The organism is Alphaproteobacteria bacterium (assembly GCA_030740435.1).
In the GTDB taxonomy this organism is placed as follows: Bacteria; Pseudomonadota; Alphaproteobacteria; order UBA2966; family UBA2966.
Genome location: JASLXG010000040.1, coordinates 1 through 15,712, shown reverse-complemented (window position 1 = coordinate 15,712; position 15,712 = coordinate 1). Strand labels below are relative to the sequence as shown.

General features: G+C 66.2%; 18 protein-coding genes and 1 tRNA gene. 8 read left to right on the top strand and 11 right to left on the bottom strand.

Translation table 11 applies throughout. The annotated features are described in order from the left end of the window. Nucleotides 1-107: 107 nt before the first annotated feature. The 3 genes from QGG75_04905 to QGG75_04895 all read right to left on the bottom strand — a co-directional run bounded on the left by QGG75_04905 (nucleotide 108) and on the right by QGG75_04895 (nucleotide 3,482). A complete protein-coding gene (locus QGG75_04905) occupies nucleotides 108-1,868 on the bottom strand; it encodes a glutamate synthase-related protein (protein ID MDP6066580.1) in 1,761 nt (586 codons plus the stop codon). Continuing rightward, complete coding sequence (locus QGG75_04900; GenBank protein ID MDP6066579.1) at nucleotides 1,850-2,752, bottom strand: class II glutamine amidotransferase; 903 nt, start codon at nucleotides 2,750-2,752, stop codon at nucleotides 1,850-1,852. The genes QGG75_04905 and QGG75_04900 overlap by 19 nt, the downstream gene beginning before the upstream one ends. Before the next feature lie 112 nt (nucleotides 2,753-2,864). Next, nucleotides 2,865-3,482 carry a helix-turn-helix domain-containing protein gene (locus QGG75_04895; GenBank protein MDP6066578.1) on the bottom strand — a complete coding sequence of 206 codons (618 nt, stop codon included), beginning with the start codon at nucleotides 3,480-3,482 and terminating at the stop codon, nucleotides 2,865-2,867. A gap of 162 nt (nucleotides 3,483-3,644) precedes the next feature. Here QGG75_04895 and QGG75_04890 point away from each other — a divergent pair, with 162 nt between their 5' ends. Further along, nucleotides 3,645-4,226 carry a DMT family transporter gene (locus QGG75_04890; protein MDP6066577.1) on the top strand — a complete coding sequence of 194 codons (582 nt, stop codon included), beginning with the start codon at nucleotides 3,645-3,647 and terminating at the stop codon, nucleotides 4,224-4,226. Further along, the gene (locus QGG75_04885) at nucleotides 4,226-4,579 is read left to right on the top strand and encodes a hypothetical protein (protein MDP6066576.1); all 354 of its coding nucleotides are present in this window, start codon (nucleotides 4,226-4,228) and stop codon (nucleotides 4,577-4,579) included. Before QGG75_04890 ends, QGG75_04885 begins: the two co-directional genes overlap by 1 nt. Before the next feature lie 41 nt (nucleotides 4,580-4,620). Here QGG75_04885 and QGG75_04880 read toward each other — a convergent pair whose 3' ends face one another. The 4 genes from QGG75_04880 to QGG75_04865 form a co-directional block, all read right to left on the bottom strand. Next, complete coding sequence (locus tag QGG75_04880) at nucleotides 4,621-4,854, bottom strand: hypothetical protein (GenBank protein MDP6066575.1); 234 nt, start codon at nucleotides 4,852-4,854, stop codon at nucleotides 4,621-4,623. A 190-nt stretch (nucleotides 4,855-5,044) separates the two neighbouring features. Next, the gene (locus tag QGG75_04875) at nucleotides 5,045-5,380 is read right to left on the bottom strand and encodes a hypothetical protein (GenBank protein MDP6066574.1); all 336 of its coding nucleotides are present in this window, start codon (nucleotides 5,378-5,380) and stop codon (nucleotides 5,045-5,047) included. Then, nucleotides 5,377-7,047 carry a thiamine pyrophosphate-binding protein gene (locus QGG75_04870; protein ID MDP6066573.1) on the bottom strand — a complete coding sequence of 557 codons (1,671 nt, stop codon included), beginning with the start codon at nucleotides 7,045-7,047 and terminating at the stop codon, nucleotides 5,377-5,379. Before QGG75_04870 ends, QGG75_04875 begins: the two co-directional genes overlap by 4 nt. A 10-nt stretch (nucleotides 7,048-7,057) precedes the next feature. Further along, nucleotides 7,058-7,573 (bottom strand): acyloxyacyl hydrolase, encoded by a 516-nt coding sequence (locus QGG75_04865; protein MDP6066572.1) that lies wholly within the window; start codon nucleotides 7,571-7,573, stop codon nucleotides 7,058-7,060. Nucleotides 7,574-7,675: 102 nt separating this feature from the next. On the opposite strand from QGG75_04865, the gene QGG75_04860 reads away from it, so the two are divergent. The 3 genes from QGG75_04860 to QGG75_04850 all read left to right on the top strand — a co-directional run bounded on the left by QGG75_04860 (nucleotide 7,676) and on the right by QGG75_04850 (nucleotide 10,873). Next, nucleotides 7,676-8,452, top strand: a complete 777-nt coding sequence (locus QGG75_04860; GenBank protein ID MDP6066571.1) for a thermonuclease family protein — start codon at nucleotides 7,676-7,678, stop codon at nucleotides 8,450-8,452. After that, a complete protein-coding gene (locus tag QGG75_04855) occupies nucleotides 8,449-9,915 on the top strand; it encodes a M48 family metalloprotease (GenBank protein ID MDP6066570.1) in 1,467 nt (488 codons plus the stop codon). The genes QGG75_04860 and QGG75_04855 overlap by 4 nt, the downstream gene beginning before the upstream one ends. A gap of 412 nt (nucleotides 9,916-10,327) precedes the next feature. Beyond that, the gene (locus QGG75_04850) at nucleotides 10,328-10,873 is read left to right on the top strand and encodes an HNH endonuclease (GenBank protein ID MDP6066569.1); all 546 of its coding nucleotides are present in this window, start codon (nucleotides 10,328-10,330) and stop codon (nucleotides 10,871-10,873) included. A 364-nt stretch (nucleotides 10,874-11,237) separates the two neighbouring features. On the opposite strand, the gene QGG75_04845 is transcribed toward QGG75_04850, so the two are convergent. The 3 genes from QGG75_04845 to QGG75_04835 are packed head-to-tail and all read right to left on the bottom strand — an operon-like array spanning nucleotide 11,238 to nucleotide 13,491. Further along, nucleotides 11,238-12,383: an SGNH/GDSL hydrolase family protein gene (locus QGG75_04845; protein ID MDP6066568.1), complete on the bottom strand. Its 1,146-nt coding sequence runs from the start codon at nucleotides 12,381-12,383 to the stop codon at nucleotides 11,238-11,240. Further along, nucleotides 12,380-12,913, bottom strand: a complete 534-nt coding sequence (locus tag QGG75_04840; GenBank protein MDP6066567.1) for a disulfide bond formation protein B — start codon at nucleotides 12,911-12,913, stop codon at nucleotides 12,380-12,382. The genes QGG75_04845 and QGG75_04840 overlap by 4 nt, the downstream gene beginning before the upstream one ends. Then, complete coding sequence (locus QGG75_04835) at nucleotides 12,910-13,491, bottom strand: YqaA family protein (GenBank protein MDP6066566.1); 582 nt, start codon at nucleotides 13,489-13,491, stop codon at nucleotides 12,910-12,912. Before QGG75_04835 ends, QGG75_04840 begins: the two co-directional genes overlap by 4 nt. A 112-nt stretch (nucleotides 13,492-13,603) precedes the next feature. Here QGG75_04835 and QGG75_04830 point away from each other — a divergent pair. Further along, a tRNA-Leu gene (locus tag QGG75_04830) sits at nucleotides 13,604-13,690 on the top strand. A gap of 83 nt (nucleotides 13,691-13,773) precedes the next feature. On the opposite strand, the gene QGG75_04825 is transcribed toward QGG75_04830, so the two are convergent. Beyond that, on the bottom strand, nucleotides 13,774-14,811 hold the full coding sequence (locus QGG75_04825; GenBank protein MDP6066565.1) for a tyrosine-type recombinase/integrase: 1,038 nt from the start codon (nucleotides 14,809-14,811) through the stop codon (nucleotides 13,774-13,776). 95 nt (nucleotides 14,812-14,906) lie between these two features. Between QGG75_04825 and QGG75_04820 the strand changes: the two genes are divergently transcribed. Both QGG75_04820 and QGG75_04815 read left to right on the top strand, forming a co-directional pair. After that, complete coding sequence (locus QGG75_04820; protein MDP6066564.1) at nucleotides 14,907-15,224, top strand: hypothetical protein; 318 nt, start codon at nucleotides 14,907-14,909, stop codon at nucleotides 15,222-15,224. A gap of 30 nt (nucleotides 15,225-15,254) precedes the next feature. Then, nucleotides 15,255-15,704: a hypothetical protein gene (locus QGG75_04815; GenBank protein ID MDP6066563.1), complete on the top strand. Its 450-nt coding sequence runs from the start codon at nucleotides 15,255-15,257 to the stop codon at nucleotides 15,702-15,704. The last annotated feature ends 8 nt before the right edge of the window (nucleotides 15,705-15,712 follow it).

Sequence of the window (15,712 nt, the reverse complement as noted above, 5' to 3'; positions counted from 1 at the left end):
CCCTGACCACCTTCTCGGCCGGAGCTTTCTCGCTCATGGATTTCTGCCTCATCTTCGTTCCCTTCGGTCAATACGATGAGCCAGAAATCCTCCGTTACGCAATTACCTCAATGTGTCCCAAGGGCGCTGACGTTAGACACGTGGGCGGGATCCTGCGTCGCGATGCCGACGACGCAGTTGCCGACGTGGCATTGCAGACAGGCGATGCAGCCGCCGGCGATCAGGGCCGAGGTGCCCACGGCCACCGCCCGGGCACCCAATGCCAAGGCCTTGGCGGCGTCGACGCCGTCCTTGATGCCGCCCATCAGTACCAGTGGAAGCTCGCGCCCGCCCACCTCGTCCAGCGCATCGACGGCCTCTTGGATGGCCGCCAGCGTCGGGATGCCGACGAATTCCAGGACCTCGTTGCCGGCCGCGCCGGTGGAGCCTTGAAGGCCGTCGAGCTCGACGAAATCGAAGCCGTCCTTGAAGGCGATCTTGATGTCGTCGCGCACCCGGCCGGCGCCCAGCTTGATCGAAACCGGCAGCCGGTAGCCGGTGGCCTCGCGGAACTCCTCGACCTTGATGACCAGATCGTCGGCCCCCAGGACGTCGGGGTGGCGCGAGGGCGAGCGCAGGTCGATGCCCTCGGGAATGCCCCGGATGCGGGCGATCTCGGGCGTCACCTTCTTGGCCATGAGCTGGCCGCCCAGCCCCGGCTTGGCGCCTTGGGAGACATAGATCTCGAGGCCGTCAGCGCGCTGCATGTCGTGGATCGACCAGCCCAGGCGGCCCGACAGGCACTGGTAGATGAGCTGATCGGCCTCGGCCCGCTGGGCATCCATCATGCCGCCCTCGCCGGTATTCTCGGAAATGCCGGCCAGCCGCGAGGCGATGGCGAGCGCCAGCTTGGCGGATTTGGAAAGGGCGCCGTAGCTCATCGGCGCAATCATCACCGGCATCGAGAGGTCGAGCGGCCGGCCGCCGTGGAGGCCGCCGATCCTGGTGCCGAGTTCGACACGCTCGACGACGTCGGCGGGGGCCGGCCCGGCCCCCGGGTCACGGCGGAAAGCCAGGTCGGAAAGATGGGGAACGGCCCGCGTGGTGCCGTAGCCACGGATCCGGTAGCGGCCGATCTCGGCCTTGACGTGGATGTCCTGCTGTACCGTCTGGTTCCAGTAATCGCTGTCGCCCGAAGCCAGAAAGAACGGCGCGTTGCGGATGCGCGGCTCGAGGCGTGAATAGCGCAGTCCCTGGCCGGCGTTCTCGATCTTCTGAAAGCTGCCCCGGAAAGGCAGCTCGAAGCGGTCCAGGAATTCCCTGATGGCCTCGTCCTCGGCCGCCGGCAAGTCGACCAGGGCGGCGTCGTTGCCCAGCTGGTCGATGCGTCCGCCGACGAAAATGGAGCCACCTGTCATGTCTTGGCCGACCTGCTGGCCGGCGTCGCCGAGGATGACGATGCGGCCGCCGTACATCATGTAGCCGGCCATGAAGTTGGCGTTGCCGGCACAACAAAGCGTTCCCGCCTTCATCACCTGGCCGGCCCGCGATCCCAGGTTGCCGCGCACCACCACCTCGGCACCGCGGATGGCGACGCCGGCGATGGCGCCGGCGTTGCCGCCGACGACAATGGATCCGCCCAGCATGTTGTCGGCCAGGCCCCAACCGACGTTGTTGTCGACTTTGAATCGGGCGCCGTCGGTGAGGCCGGCGCAGAAGTAACCGGCCGAGCCCCGCACGTGTACCGCGATCGGGTGCACCAGGCCGACGCCGATATGGTGGCGCGCGTCGGGGTTCTGGACCTCGACGTCCTGGCCGGCGGCGCCCGCGGCGCGGATCCGCTCGTTGGCCTGGCGTACCGGGATCTGGGCTAGATCGAGCGTTGCCATGTGGCGAAGGTGCCGGGCGGCGGCTCGACGGTATTCAGGGCCTGGCCGGGGAACAGCCGGTTGAGGGAGACTTCCTCCGAGGCGATGGCGATCATGTCGTCGGTTTCGAAGGTCACCATGGGCTTGGCGGCCAGGCGGTCCTTGGCGTAGCCGATCTCCTCCTTGGTCGAGACCAGGAAGGAAAAAGTGCCGTCTAGATTGTCGATCGAGGTGCCCAGCGCGGCCTTCAGAGCGACGCCCTGCGACAGCTTGTCGGCCAGGTAGACGGCGATGAGTTCGCTGTCGTTTTCGGTGTTGAACTCGAAACCCCGTTTTTCCAGGCGCCGGCGCATCTTCCAGTAGTTGGTGATTTGGCCGTTGTGGACGATGGCGACGTCGGCGAAGCCAGTGGCCCAGAAGGGATGCGAGGCTTCGGGGGCGACCTCTGATTCGGTGGCCAGGCGGACGTGTCCGATGCCGTGGCTGCCCTGGAAGTCGGCCACCCGGTAGACCTCGTCGACCTGGTGGGCGCCGCCCACGTCCTTGATGATGTCGAGGCTTTCGCCCAGCGAGATCACGCTCGCCGCGTGCTCCAGGGCATAGGCCAGCTTTTGCACGTCGCCGGCGAAACGAAAGCTGAGGCAATAGGTCGAGCCCAGCCGTTCCTCGCTCACCAGCTCAGCCTGGAAGTCTCCCAGGCGGCGCTTGATCCCGTCCTCCGCCGCCCTCTCGTCATCGAGGAACAGGCGCAAACGGAAGAGCCCCGGCTCGGCCTCGTGATAAAGCGCAAAGCCGGTCGAATCGGGACCGCGGTGCTGGCAGCCGTCGAGCATGGCGATCAGCGCCTTGCCAACCTCGGCATCGGCCGCCTGGCCTTTGTACATAATGCCCGCGATGCCGCACATGATGTCGTCCCTTCCGCTAAGCCTGGCCAGCCAAAAAAATAGCGGAATTCGGGGCGGCAATCAAACTCAAAGAACAAAATTTTCCCTGTATGATAATTCCCATCGTCGGCGATCAGCCTTTGTTACCGGCTCCGGGATAAGAGATGACGCTGAGAAAGCGGATCGGTACCTGCCGCAGGCGTTCGGGGCCGTGCGGTGCGTCAGCATCGAAAAACAGCGAATCGCCCGGTCCCAGGGGATAGATCTTGCTGCCGTGACGATAGTCGACCTGACCCTCGAGCAGGTGGATGAACTCGACGCCTTCGTGTTGGAAGATGGGGAAGACATCGGACTGGTCGGTCAGTGTGATCAGGTAGGGCTCGACGTTGACGGCACCGCCGACGGTGTGTCCCAGCAGGCGATACTGGTGGCCGGCCCGGGTGCCGCGGCGCTCGATCTCGATGCCGTCGCCGGCGGCCACGAAGGAGACGTCGCGTCCCTCCTCGAACTGACGGAAGAGCGCCGTCACCGGTACGTTGAGCGCGCCGGCCAGACTTTTCAAGGTGGCCAGCGAGGGCGAGGTCTGGCCGCGCTCGATTTTCGACAGCATGCCCGGCGAGAGCCCGGCCAGGCGGGCCAGCTCGACCACCGTCATGCCCAGGTCCTTGCGGAAGCCGTGGACCTCGCGGCCGATGGCGGCCTCGAGCGAATTGTCCTTGCGTGCCGCCGACTTGTGCGGATCTTGGGCCATGCGATGGGCACCTTTCTGTGCTTCGATGGGGCCATCATTCCCCCGCCGGACCAGCGAATTCAAGGCCAAAAGCGGGCGGGCGACATGGCGCCCGGTCACCGGTGCCTGTTGTCGGCCGGCCACCTGGCGTAAGGTTTGCGTTGCGCGGGAGGGCCGTTTTGCATGGCGGATGTCGACGGACACGGCACTTGGCAACCGGCCAACCTGGCCCGGGTTCACGGCCAACTGATCTTCTCGCGCATTTTGGTCGCGACCTCGTTCCCGGTTGGCGCCGCCATCACCCATGGGCTCGAGCCGGCGCTGCTGATATTGCTGCGCTTTGCCCTGGCCTCGCTGCTGTTCGCACCCTTCGTCTACCTGCGCCACGGCTTGACGCTGCCCGGGCCGCGGGCGCTGGCCGGGTACGCCGCCATCGCCGGCTGCCTGGTGGTTTTCTTCTGGTGCATGTTTACCGCTTTGCGCACGACGACGGCGCTGAATACCGGTGCCATCGTCACCCTGGTGCCCGGCATCGCCGCCATCTACGCGGCGATCTTGGTGCGGGAACGCCTGGGCAGGCACCGCATGGTGGCGTTGGGCTGCGGCCTGGTGGGCGCGCTGTGGGTGGTCTTTCGCGGCGATTTCGAGCGCCTGGCGTCCTTCACCATCAACGGCGGCGACATCATCTTTTTCGCCGGCTGCCTGGCGCTCGGCCTCTATGCCCCCTGGTCAAGCGGCTGCACCGGCGGGAGCCGGCCGCCGTGATGACGTTCTGGGTCCTGGTCATGAGTACGGGTTGGCTGATCCTGATCAACAACACGGCGATCTGGCAGACTAACTGGGCGGCCATCGATGCCAAGGTGTTCGCCGGCATCGCTTATCTCGCCGTCTTCACCACCATCATTTCCTTTTTCATCGCCCAGCACGGCACCCTGCACATCGGGCCGACCCGGGCCTCGAGCTACAACTATCTCAATCCGGCCCTGGTGGTGGCGATTGAATTCCTGGCCGGCCAGGGCTTGCCGCCGGTGGCGGTGCTGCCCGGCGTCGTCATCATTTTCGTCGCCACTTTCGTGGTCCAACGCGGTGCCAAAGCGGAAACGGGTGCGGGGCGGTGAGGATAGGGATCAATCCGGCCCAGTCCCGGCGCCGGCCTTCCTCAGGCGGCGCTTTGTTCTGAATCCTGATCGTTGTCCTGGTCGTTTTGCGCGGTGGCCTCGCTGGTCATGGTTTCTATGGCCGCCAGGTCGTCCGGGTGGCCGACGAGGTCGTCGTCGTCCTTCGGCACCAGATGGCTATGGAACAAGCCCGAACGCAGCACCCACATGAAGATCAGAGCCGCTATACCGCCCAGCACGAGGACCACAAACAGCACGATCAGTATGGTCGACATGGCGTGTTTCCTCTGTTTTCCTGGTGGCGCCAATTGGCCTTGCGCCCTGCGATCCGCCCGCCTTTGTGATAGCGCGAACGCGGGTCCTACTCAATGGGAATTACCCAAGGGATTACCCCAGGAAATACCAGGTTAATTGCTGGGGAAAATGCGGGTGAAATGACCGTGCGTGATTGTCGTGAGGAGCGGTTCAGTCACCCTCGGAATCCTTCACCGGCTCGCTGAACATGCCGATCAGGCTTTGCCAAAGCCCCTGCAAGCCGCCTTGCGGCTGGTCCTCTTGCGCTTGCCGCCGGGCTTTGGCCGCCTCTTCGCCGTCGCCCCTCTGGTCGTGCGCGGTGGGCTGGGCGACGGCGCCGGGCTGCATCCAACTTTTCCCCATGTAGTCGTCGCGCAGCATGTTGCGCAGGTGGAAGTCGCGATAGGTGACGATGTCCTCGAAGCTTTCGCAGCCCGGCCCCAGCAGCAGGCTGAGCGCCAGAGCCGCGACAGCGAGCAGGGGGCGGCGGGGGCGGGGGACGGTCATGGTCGGGCCTGGGCGCCGAGCGCCGAAAGGGTGGTCGAGGTCGAGATGGCCTCGGGGTTGAGCTGCAGGTCGAGCACGGCGGCCCGGCCGGCCGCCAGGGCTTGCTCCAGCGCCGGAGCGAAATCCTCGGTGCGGGCCACGCTGGCGCCAAAGGCCCCGGCGGCCCGGCCCAGCGCGGCGAAATCCGGGTTCTTGAGCTCGGTGGCGCTGACCCGGCCCGGATGGCGTCGTTCCTGGTGCATGCGGATGGTGCCGTAGAGGCCGTTGTTGATGACCAGGACGATGGGGTCGAGGCCGTGCTGCACCGCCGTGGCCAGCTCCAGCCCCGACATCTGGAAGCCGCCGTCGCCGACGAAGCTCACCACCGTGCGCTCGGGCGCCACCACCTTGGCGGCGATGCCGGCCGGCACGCTGTAGCCCATGGCGCCGTTGCGCGGCCCGAGCTGGCTGGGAAAGCGAATGTACTGGTGGAAGCGCTGGGGCCAGCCGGAAAAGTTGCCGGCATCGGTGGTGATGATGGCGTCCTCGGTCAGCGCCTGGTTGAGGGTCTGCATGACGGCATACATGTCGAGCGGGCCGGGACAAATGACGGGCTCCAGCGTGGTGGTGTAGTCGGCCCGGGCGGCCTCGGCCCAGGCGTGCCAGGGCGCGCTGTCGACGGCCTCGAGCGCCCGTGCAGCTTTGGCGAATTCGGGTATGCCGGAAACCATGGCCAGGTCGGGGCGATAGACGTGGCCGAGCTCGTCGCCATCGGGGAAGACGTGGATGAGCGTCGGCCGCGCATTGGGGGCCTCGACCAGGCTGAAGCCCTGGGTGGCGATGTCGCCCAGCCGGCTGCCCACCAGCAGCAAGAGATCGGCCTCGGCCAGGCGGCGCGAAAGCCCCGGCGACTTGGCGATGCCCAGGTCGCCGACGTAGCAGGAAAGGCGGTTGTCGATCATGTCCTGGCAGCGGAAATCGGCTGCCGTGGGTAGGCCGTTGGCCTCGGCAAAGGCCGCCAGATCGGCCGAGGCCTGGGCCGTCCAGCCGCCGCCGCCAACCACCATCAGGGGCTGCTTGGCGCGTCCCAGGTGATGTCGTAGCGCCGCCAGGTCGGCGCTGCCCGGGCTGGGGCGCGCGGTGCCATAGGGTTCGGTATCCATCACCGCCACGGTTTGGCGCAGCATGTCCTCCGGCAGCGCCACGGCGACCGGACCGGGGCGGCCCGAGACGGCCAGGTGGAAGGCCCGGCTGAGGACCTCGGGAATGCGCCCCGGGTCGTCGATTTGGCCGGCCCACTTGGTGGTCCAGCCGAACATGGCGGCGATGTCGATCTCTTGCGTCGCCTCGCGGCCCAACATGCCGCGCGGCGTCTGGCCGACCAGCAGGATCAGCGGCGTTTGATCCTGCCTGGCCACGTGCAAGCCGATGCTGGCGTGGCAGGCGCCGGGGCCACGGGTGACGATGGCCACGCCGGGCCGGCCGGTGAGTTTGCCGTAGGCCTCGGCCATGTGGGCGGCGGCGCCTTCGTGGCGGCAGTTGATGAAGCGCAGCGGCACGTCGATGATGGCGTCGAGGATCTCCAGATAGCTCTCGCCGGGCACGCCGAACAGGCAATCGACGCCATGCAGACGCAAGGCATCGACGACGATGCGGCCGCCGCTGCGCTCGGGGGGCAGGTTCGACATGACGGCCTTCCTATTCGCCGAGCAGGCGGTGGAAGGGCACGGCGTAGTTCAGCATCAAGGATTCCGTTCCCGGGTTGTTGTCGTCGAGGCTGGCGTTGGAGATGTGGCTGAGGCTGAGGCCGAGCCGCGAGCGGTCGTCGAAGCGGTAAGCCAGTTCGAGCTGCGAACGGAATTCGATCCAGTGGCCCAGATCCTTGCCCTCGCCGCGGCGGTAGACGCCGGGCGCGAAGCTCGGCGTCAGCACCAGGCGGCGGCCGAGGAAGATGTCGATGAGCACGCCCATGTAGCCGTAGGCCGCCCGGTCGCTGGTCAGCAGCAGGCCCGAGAGCGGCTTGAAGGGCCCGAAGCGTTTGTCCGAGCGGTATTCCAGCCGGCCCTCGGCAGCCGTCTTGTTGTCGTTGATGTCGTAGGCGCCCAAGGCCACGGCGATGAAGTCGGGATCGTCGGCCCGGGCCGTCTGGGCAGCCAGCAGAGTGGTGAGAACGACTAGGGCGGCGCTGGCGCCAAGCTTCGCTGAATTCGGCAAAAGTTGTCCTTTCACGGGATCGCCCGCGAGTTTACGGAAAAACAGCCGCCCGACAACCTTGTCGGCGATGAGAGCGCCGCCGCCTCGTGTTATTCTGAAGCCATGATCGGTCGCCTGCTCGTGTTGTTTATGCTGTTGCTGCCCGCAGCCGCGCCGGCCGCGGTGCTCGAAGGCTTGACGCCGGGCGGCGATGGCATGGTCGAAAATGTGGTCGATGGCGACACCCTGGTGCTTGAAAGCGGCCTCGAGGTGCGCCTGGTCGGCATCCAGGCGCCCAAGCTGCCGCTGGGCCGGCCGCACGTGCGCCTGCAGCCGCTGGCCGCCGAGGCCAAGGCCCGGCTCGAGAAATTGACGCTCGGCCGCCCTGTCGCCCTGGCCTACGGCGGCCAGCGCCGCGACCGCTACGGCCGGGCGCTGGCGCATCTGGAAGCGGACGGCAAGTGGGTCCAGGGCGAGCTCTTGCGGGCCGGCCTGGCCCGGGTCTACAGCTTTCGCGACAACCGCGCCCGGGTGGCCGAGATGCTGGCGCTGGAACAACAGGCCCGGCGGGCGCGGCTGGGCATTTGGGGCCACCGCTTTTACCGCCTGCTTCAGGCCGACGACACCCGGGGCGCGCTGGACGAGTTTCAGATCGTCGAGGGCCGGGTGTTGACGGTGGCCGTGGTGCGCGGCCGGGCCTACCTCAATTTCGGCCAGGATTGGCGGCGCGACTTCACCGTCACGATCGCGCCAAAAGACCGCCGCGGCTTCGTCAAGGCCGGCTTCGATCCCAAAAGCTACGCCCAGCGGCGCATCCGCGTACGCGGCTGGCTATACTGGCGCAACGGGCCGATGATCGAGGCCACCCATCCCGAGCAGATCGAGGTCATCGAGGAGTGAGGAAAAGACTAATTCCGCTGGCCTGCGCGCTGGCCCTGGCGTCGGGCTGCCTGTCGACACCCAACCCGGCCACCGGCGGGCAGGACTTCACGCCCTTCATGTCGCCGGCCAAGGAAGCCCGGATCGGCGCCGACGAGCATCCCAAGATCCTGGCCCGCTTCGGCGGCGTCTACCAGGACCCGGCCATCGGCGGCTACGTGGCCGAGGTCGGCGGCCGCGTCATGGCCCATGCCGGGGCGCAGCGCCAGGCCTTCCGCTTCACCGTGCTCAACAGCCCCCAGGTCAACGCCTTCGCGCTCCCTGGCGGCTACGTCTACGTCACCCGGGGGCTGTTGGCGCTGGCCAATTCCGAGGCCCAGTTGGCCGGCGTGCTGGCCCACGAGGTTGGCCACGTGGTGGCCCGCCACACGGCCCAGCGCTACAACCGGGCCATCTTCACCAGCCTGGGCGCGGCCGTGCTGGGGGCGGTCACCGGCAACCGGCTGGTCGACCAGCTGGTGCAGATCGGTGGAGAGCTCTATCTCAAGGGCTTCTCCCGCGACCAGGAATTCGAGGCCGACACCCTGGGTGTGCGCTATATGGCCGGGGCCGGCTACGATGCCGGCGCCCAGGCCCGCTTTCTCGCCGCCATGGGCAGCCACAGCGCGCTCGAGCGCCAGATCGCCGGGGCCCAGGGCCGCGATCCCATCGCCGATTTCTTCGCCACCCACCCGCGCAGCGAAGATCGCGTGCAGCGCGCCATCGCCGCCGCGCAAGGAAGCGCCAGTGCCGCGGGCGCGCCGCGCCGGCGCGAGCGCTACCTCGATACCATCCAGGGCCTGATCTACGGCGACGATCCGGCCCAGGGTCTGGTGCGGGGGCGGGTCTTCTCGCACCCCAAGCTGGGCTTCAGCTTCACGGTGCCGCCGGGCTATCGCCTGATCAACACCGACCAGGCGGTGTTCGCAAAGGGCCCGAACGGCGCCGCCATCAAGTTCGACGGCGCCAAGCGAGAGGATGCCGGCCGTGATGTGCTGAGCTATCTGAGCCGGGTCTGGGCGGCGCGGCTCAGCCTGGTCGAGGTCGAGCGCATCACCGTCAACGGCATGCCGGCCGCCACCGGCCAGACCATGGTCAAGGCCCGTGGCGGCGGCAAGGCCAACCTCAGGCTGGTGGCGATCCGCTTTGCCCGCGACCGCATCGTGCGCTTCATGATGCTGACGCCCTTCGCCGATCTCGACCGGCTGCGGCCCGAGCTGCAGCGCACGACCTTTTCCTTCCGCCGCCTGGGCCGGGCCGAACGCTCCTGGCTCAAGCCCTTGCGGCTGCGCCTGGTGAGGTATGGCCCCGGCGACAGCATCGAGGCCCTGGCAGCAAAGCTGCCCCTCAAGGGCTACAAGGTGGCGCGTTTCCGTACCCTCAACGGCCTCGGCCCCAACGATCGCCCACGGCCCGGGATACGTTTGAAGACCGTCGCGGAATAGGGGGCTGGGGCCGGCCAATCCGGCGTTGGGTCAGACAAAGAAGGGCGCTCGCCGCTAGGCGTACCGGAAGCAATGCTTCCGGTCGCATACCAGCTTCTGGAGCCGCCGCCGGGTCAAGTAGCCACTCGCTCCGCTCGCTGGGCCACTTGACCCGGTCGTCTGTCGTGCTCGTTGGGCAAAGTTTCGAGATGGGGTGGCGCTATTTGGGGTCAGAGCCGCATTTGCCAGGTGCGGGCTGCAGACGCAATGCCGTGAGATCTACCCTGGTCAAAGTCTTTTCAAGGCGCCACAATGGCGGCAGCCCCGGCGGGCGGTAGGTCTGGCGGGGCGTTTGACCATAGTGGGGCCCAAGGATAATGGGGCCGGTGACGTTGTCGGGCTGGCAACCCGATAGCGGCGGAGGGGGAAGCGCGTGTCGTTGGAGCAAAGCCCGGCTTTGGTGCTGAATGCGGACTACCGCCCGCTGAGCTATTTCCCCTTGTCGCTCTGGCCCTGGCAGGAGACGGTCAAGGCCGTCTTTCTCGAGCGCGTCAATATCGTCAGCGAATACGAGCGAACGGTGCGCTCGCCCAGCTTCCAGATGCAACTGCCCAGCGTGGTCTCGCTCAAGCGCTACGTGCGCCCGGCGCGGCGCCCCGCCTTCACCCGTTTCAACGTCTTCCTGCGCGACCACTTCAACTGCCAATACTGCGGCGACGGCGACGACCTCACGTTCGACCACATGGTGCCGCGCTGGTGCGGCGGCACGACGTGCTGGACCAACGTGGTCACGGCCTGCGCGCCCTGTAATTTGCGCAAGGGCGGCCGCACGCTGCGCGAGGCCCGCATGACCCCGCGCGTGCGGCCCTTCGAGCCCAGCATGCACGACCTGCAAAAAAACGGCCGCGCCTTCCCGCCCAACTATCTGCACGAAAGCTGGCGGGATTATCTCTACTGGGATGCCGAGCTGGAGCCCTAGCGCGAATCCCAGTTCCTGGGATTCACGCTAGGTTATTTGTCGCTCACGGCGGCGGCCCTTCGGCCCGCAGCCTGCGCGGGCGCGCCGCAGTGGCGGCGGGTCGCGGTCGCTCCCGTTGGCTTTTTGTCGCTCACGGCGGCGGCCCTACGGCCCGCAGCCTGCGCGGGCGCGCCGCAGTAGCGGCGGGTCGCGGTCGCTCCCGTTGCAATAAAAGACCAAACAGCAAAAACCACCCTTTGGTATCGCTGCTAAGCCGCCCCCCCATGGGGGCGGAGGCCAAGGGCGCGGATGCGCCCGCCCGGTGAGGGTCTAATCAAGACTCCGCGGATGCGCCCGCCCGGTGAGGGTCTACAAAAAGCCGCCCTCAGCCGCCGTATGCCCGGCACAACCGTTCCGCCAGGATCTCGGCCGCCCATTGGTGGCCGGTTTCGTTCCAGTGGCCGCCGGCGAAGCCGGGGCGGCCGTGGGGATTTTTGTTCTGGCGTTCTGCCCGGGCGCGCAGCTCGTCGACCAGGGTGACGACGGGGATGGCCTGAGTGGCGGCGAAAGCGGCCAGCCGCCGGTCGGGGTAGTCGAGATCCTGGATGCCGAGCTCGGTGGCCAGGCGCTGGCGCAGCGCCGCATCGGGGTGGACCTGCACGGGGTTGGAAAGCGTGGCCAGCCAGAAGTCGGCGCCGGCGGCCGCTGATTTATCGCGTAGCGCCTTGATCAGCGCTTCGGTGACGGCCCAGGCCTGTTGCCAGGCCGCATCGGCCGGCGGCTGGTAGACCCGGGGATCGAGCCCGGCCGCCAGTTGCGCCGCCAGGTCGTGGTCGCGGTATTTGAAGAATCCCCTGAGGCGGCGGTAGCCCTGGCGGGCCAGTTGCAGGATCCGGAGCGCGTTGAAAAGGCCGTGCTTGAGATCGGACCAAAGCGCCTTGGCGGTGAAGCGAAACCCCTGGGTGTTGCTGGCATCAAGCGCCAGCGCACCGTCTTGCAGCACGAAATAGGGCCGGTCGGGGTGGCCGTCGAGGCGGCGAAGGTTGTTCTGCACGTCGTTGCCGCTGAAGAAGGCGAGCAGCACGATGTCGGGCTGGTAGGCCAGCGCCGTCTGCTCCAGCACCAGCAACTCCTGGGCCGTGCCGTAGCCGTTGACGGCAAAGCCCAGCACCTCGACGGGGCGGGCCAGGCAGGCGGCGAGGGGGCTTTCGAGGCGCTTCCAGAAAACCTTCTGCAGCGCCACCTCGCGGCCCTCAGCGAAGGAATCGCCCAAGACGGCTAGGCGCAGCACGCCCGTGGGCTTGGCGATGGCGTGGTCGGTGTCGCGAAAGCCGGCGGCGTTGATGGCGATTTCGCTCTGGCCCTCCATGGCATAGCTGCCGGTCAGCCCGGGGCGCGGCGCCCAGCCCAGGCGGGTGTCGAGCCGGTTGAATTCGGGGTACGAGATCCCGGCCCAGCGCAGGCCAACCTCGGCCCCCGCCAGCGCCACGGCGAGGCTGAGCAACAGCGTCGCCAGGTTGGCCCGGGTCATGGCGTCTCAGGCGCCCCGCCCAAGCGTCGGCGCCAGGCCGCCAACAAGGCAAAGCCCCCGAGGCCCAGCGACATCGGCATATTGTATCCCGCCAGGGAAATGCCAAACAGCGACCAGGCCACCTCGTCGCAGCGCACCACGGGGCCCGCCATGATCTGCGCCCGCAACTGCTCGACCGAGGCGGCGCTGCCCACCTGGTCGCCCGTGCAGCCTTGGGGTCCGGCCCACCACTGCTGCTCGACGCCGACCTGGTAGCCGGCGATGCCGAGGTTGACGAGTAGCGCCAGGCCGGCCAGCGCCAGCAGCCAGGCGGCCCAGGGCCGGCGGCCGGCCGGCAGGGCCAGCAGCGCCAGCACGCCGGCCGTGGCGTAGGCGATGCGCTGGTAATAGCAAAGCTCGCAGGGCGCCACCCCGCCCAGGTGCTGAAAGCCCAGCGCCGCGAGCAGGATGGCAACCACCGCCAGCAGCAGCAGCGCCGCCGGAGTGCGGCCCCGGGTCAGTCGCTCGACCAGGTCCGAAAGCCCCGTCACAACAGGTACTTGACGGCCACGAAGCCGCCCACCAGGACGACCACGAAGACGATGGCCAGGATGTTGAGGTAGCGTTCGATGAAGTCGCGGATGGGCTCGCCCAGCCACCACAGCAGCCCGGCCACGACGTAAAAGCGCAGGCCCCGCGAGACCAGCGAGCCCAGCACGAAGAGCCAGACGTCGAGCCCGGCGACGCCCGAGAAGATGGTGAAGACCTTGTAGGGTAGCGGCGTCAGCCCGGCCACGAAGACGATCACCAGGCCCCATTCGTTGTAACGACCCTGCAACCGGCCGAAGGCCTCGAGCTGGCCATAGAACTCGATGATGCCGCGCCCCACGCTGTCGTACAAAAAGGCGCCGATGCCATAGCCGGCCAGGCCGCCCAGCACCGAGGCCACGGTGCAGACCAGGGCGATCAGCCAGGCCCGGCGGCGCTCGGCCAGCACCATGGGCACCACCATGACGTCGGGCGGGATGGGAAAGACCGAGCTTTCGATAAAGGCGATCAGCCCCAGCGCCGGCAAGGCCCGGCGGTGGGCCGCCAGCGCCATGGTCCAGTCGTAAAGCCGCTTGAGCATGGGGGCGTATAGCAGGGGCCAGGGGCGGGTGCAAACCCGCTCGGCGGGCCGGCACCGGGGGTGCGCCCCGGGCGGTTGACCGGCCTCGCGGCTCGGCTATGATCCGCCGCGTGCCCCTGTGGCGGAATTGGTAGACGCGACAGACTCAAAATCTGTTGTCCGCAAGGGCGTGCTGGTTCGAGTCCGGCCAGGGGCACCAATGATATCAATAGGTTGGGTCTTGATCATTGCTGAGTCAGAACCGGACTGATCGGCCGCCTGTGTAATTTCTGTGTAACGGTGTCATGAAATGGACGATTTGCGCGCAGTCTGATGTTCGTTTGCCGTTCTCTCCTCCAAACGGTCGAGCGCACGATTAACCGCCCTGTCCTGGGCGTGGGCGTACCGAAGCACCATTTGCAAGCTCTCATGTCCCGAGAACTCTTGAAGGGTCTTGATGTCTGCCCCTATCTCAGCGAGCCGGGTGATGGCGGTGTGACGCATGGTGTGCGGTGTAATGGCCTGGGGATCCAGGCCAGATCGCTCGACACATCGGGCGAAGGGGCCCGTCATTTGCTCAATGTGACCGCTTCTTGACGTTACGCTCGGAAAGACCCAGCCGTTTGGGTCGTCCGCCATATCTCTTTCTCGCCCGATGATGTCCGTGATCCCCCTGGTAAGCGGTTGACCGCGCCACCTGCCGCCCTTGACCCACACTCGTAACCGGCGCCGGACGGGGCTGAAGTTCTCGAATCGCGCGGACAGCATTTCGCGGTGGCGCAATCCGGTGGCGAGGCCAAGCTTGATAAACAGCCAAATGTAGGAGTTGCTGTCCTTCAATGCTGCGTCGATTAGTCGCCTCTCCTCGTCGTCAGAGATGATTTGTGTCCGCTGATTTCGCTCCGTGTTGAGCTTGATCATTGGTGGTGATACCGGAATGCTCCTCCACAGCACCAAGCGTCTACCCATGCGTCGATAGGTCGCGAGCACACGATTGGTGGTCGTGTCCATTAGCCCTTTCTGGCGGCAATGGTTCTGGAACTTCTGAAGCGTGAAGACCGAGATTTGGTCAAGCCGCATGGTGCCAAAATATGGGACGAGGTGGAGTCTCAAATGCTGCTCGTTGTTTTGATAGTCCTTTCCGCCGATCTCTTTGAGTTTTTTCAAATAGAGTTCCGCTGCTGATGCAAAAGTCAGATGGAGCTTGCGTCCCTTCGGCAGCGATAGGCGACCTTCCCGGGCCTCCGTCCGTTTCTGCTCGATGTATTCCTCAGCTTGGGTTCTTGTGGTCCCATCGCTCTCCAAACCAATAACGCGATGGATCCGCTGCCCATCGACCATCACGTTGACACTGTACCGAGTATCACCGTCCGTTAGGGGCCGCCTAGAAATTGGAACTGTCTCTACTAGAAGACCAGCGTAGGAAAGGAAGTGAAATGAAGCTCGAACTCGAAACCGTCGACCTGCTCGGCCACCTCGGTACGGCCTGGCGGGAGTCGATCGAAGCACGCCGGAAAGAAGAACCGGATGTCGGTCCGATCAGCGCTGCGGACTTGGCAGCCGCTCTGATGCCGTCACCACCTAACGAGGTGGCTTTGCGAAAAGCTATCCGTGAAATTGGTCAGACCATCCACGACCAGCACGGATTCGAAGCCATGCAAGATGCCCACGATGAAGTCTGGGGAGAGTACGGCTTCAGCGTTGCTCGCCGGATTGAGGTCGGCTGGGAATGCATCGGCGGATGGGCCGCCTAAGCCGAATGTATTACCAGAAAGGATCCTGAAATGAAGCTTGGTCTCGAAACCACCGACCTGTTGGGTCACCTCGGTACGGCCTGGCGGGAGTCGATCGGAATGAGATATCCGCCGGACAGACCATTTCGCCTTCTCACTTCGGCGGAATTTGTCGGTGGTTGGCAGCCACCACCGGAACACGAGGTCGAATTGCGCAGCGCGATTCATAAGATCGGCCAGGCGCTCTTCGACCTGCATGGAATAGAAGCCATGCAGCAGGCCCACGAAGAGATCTTTCAGGAGCACGGCCCCGTCATCGCGCGCTACATCGAAATTGGATTCGAAGGCGTCGGGGGGGGGCGGTTTAAGCATGCTCAACCGGCTCCTGGGACACGGGAAAACCCCAAACTCAGCGCCTCAACCGCAACCTCTCACCCGCACGATATTGGCTTTGCATTTGCGAATCAATCGCAATTAGAAGGTAGCGACGGATGCGATTGAAGAATCTC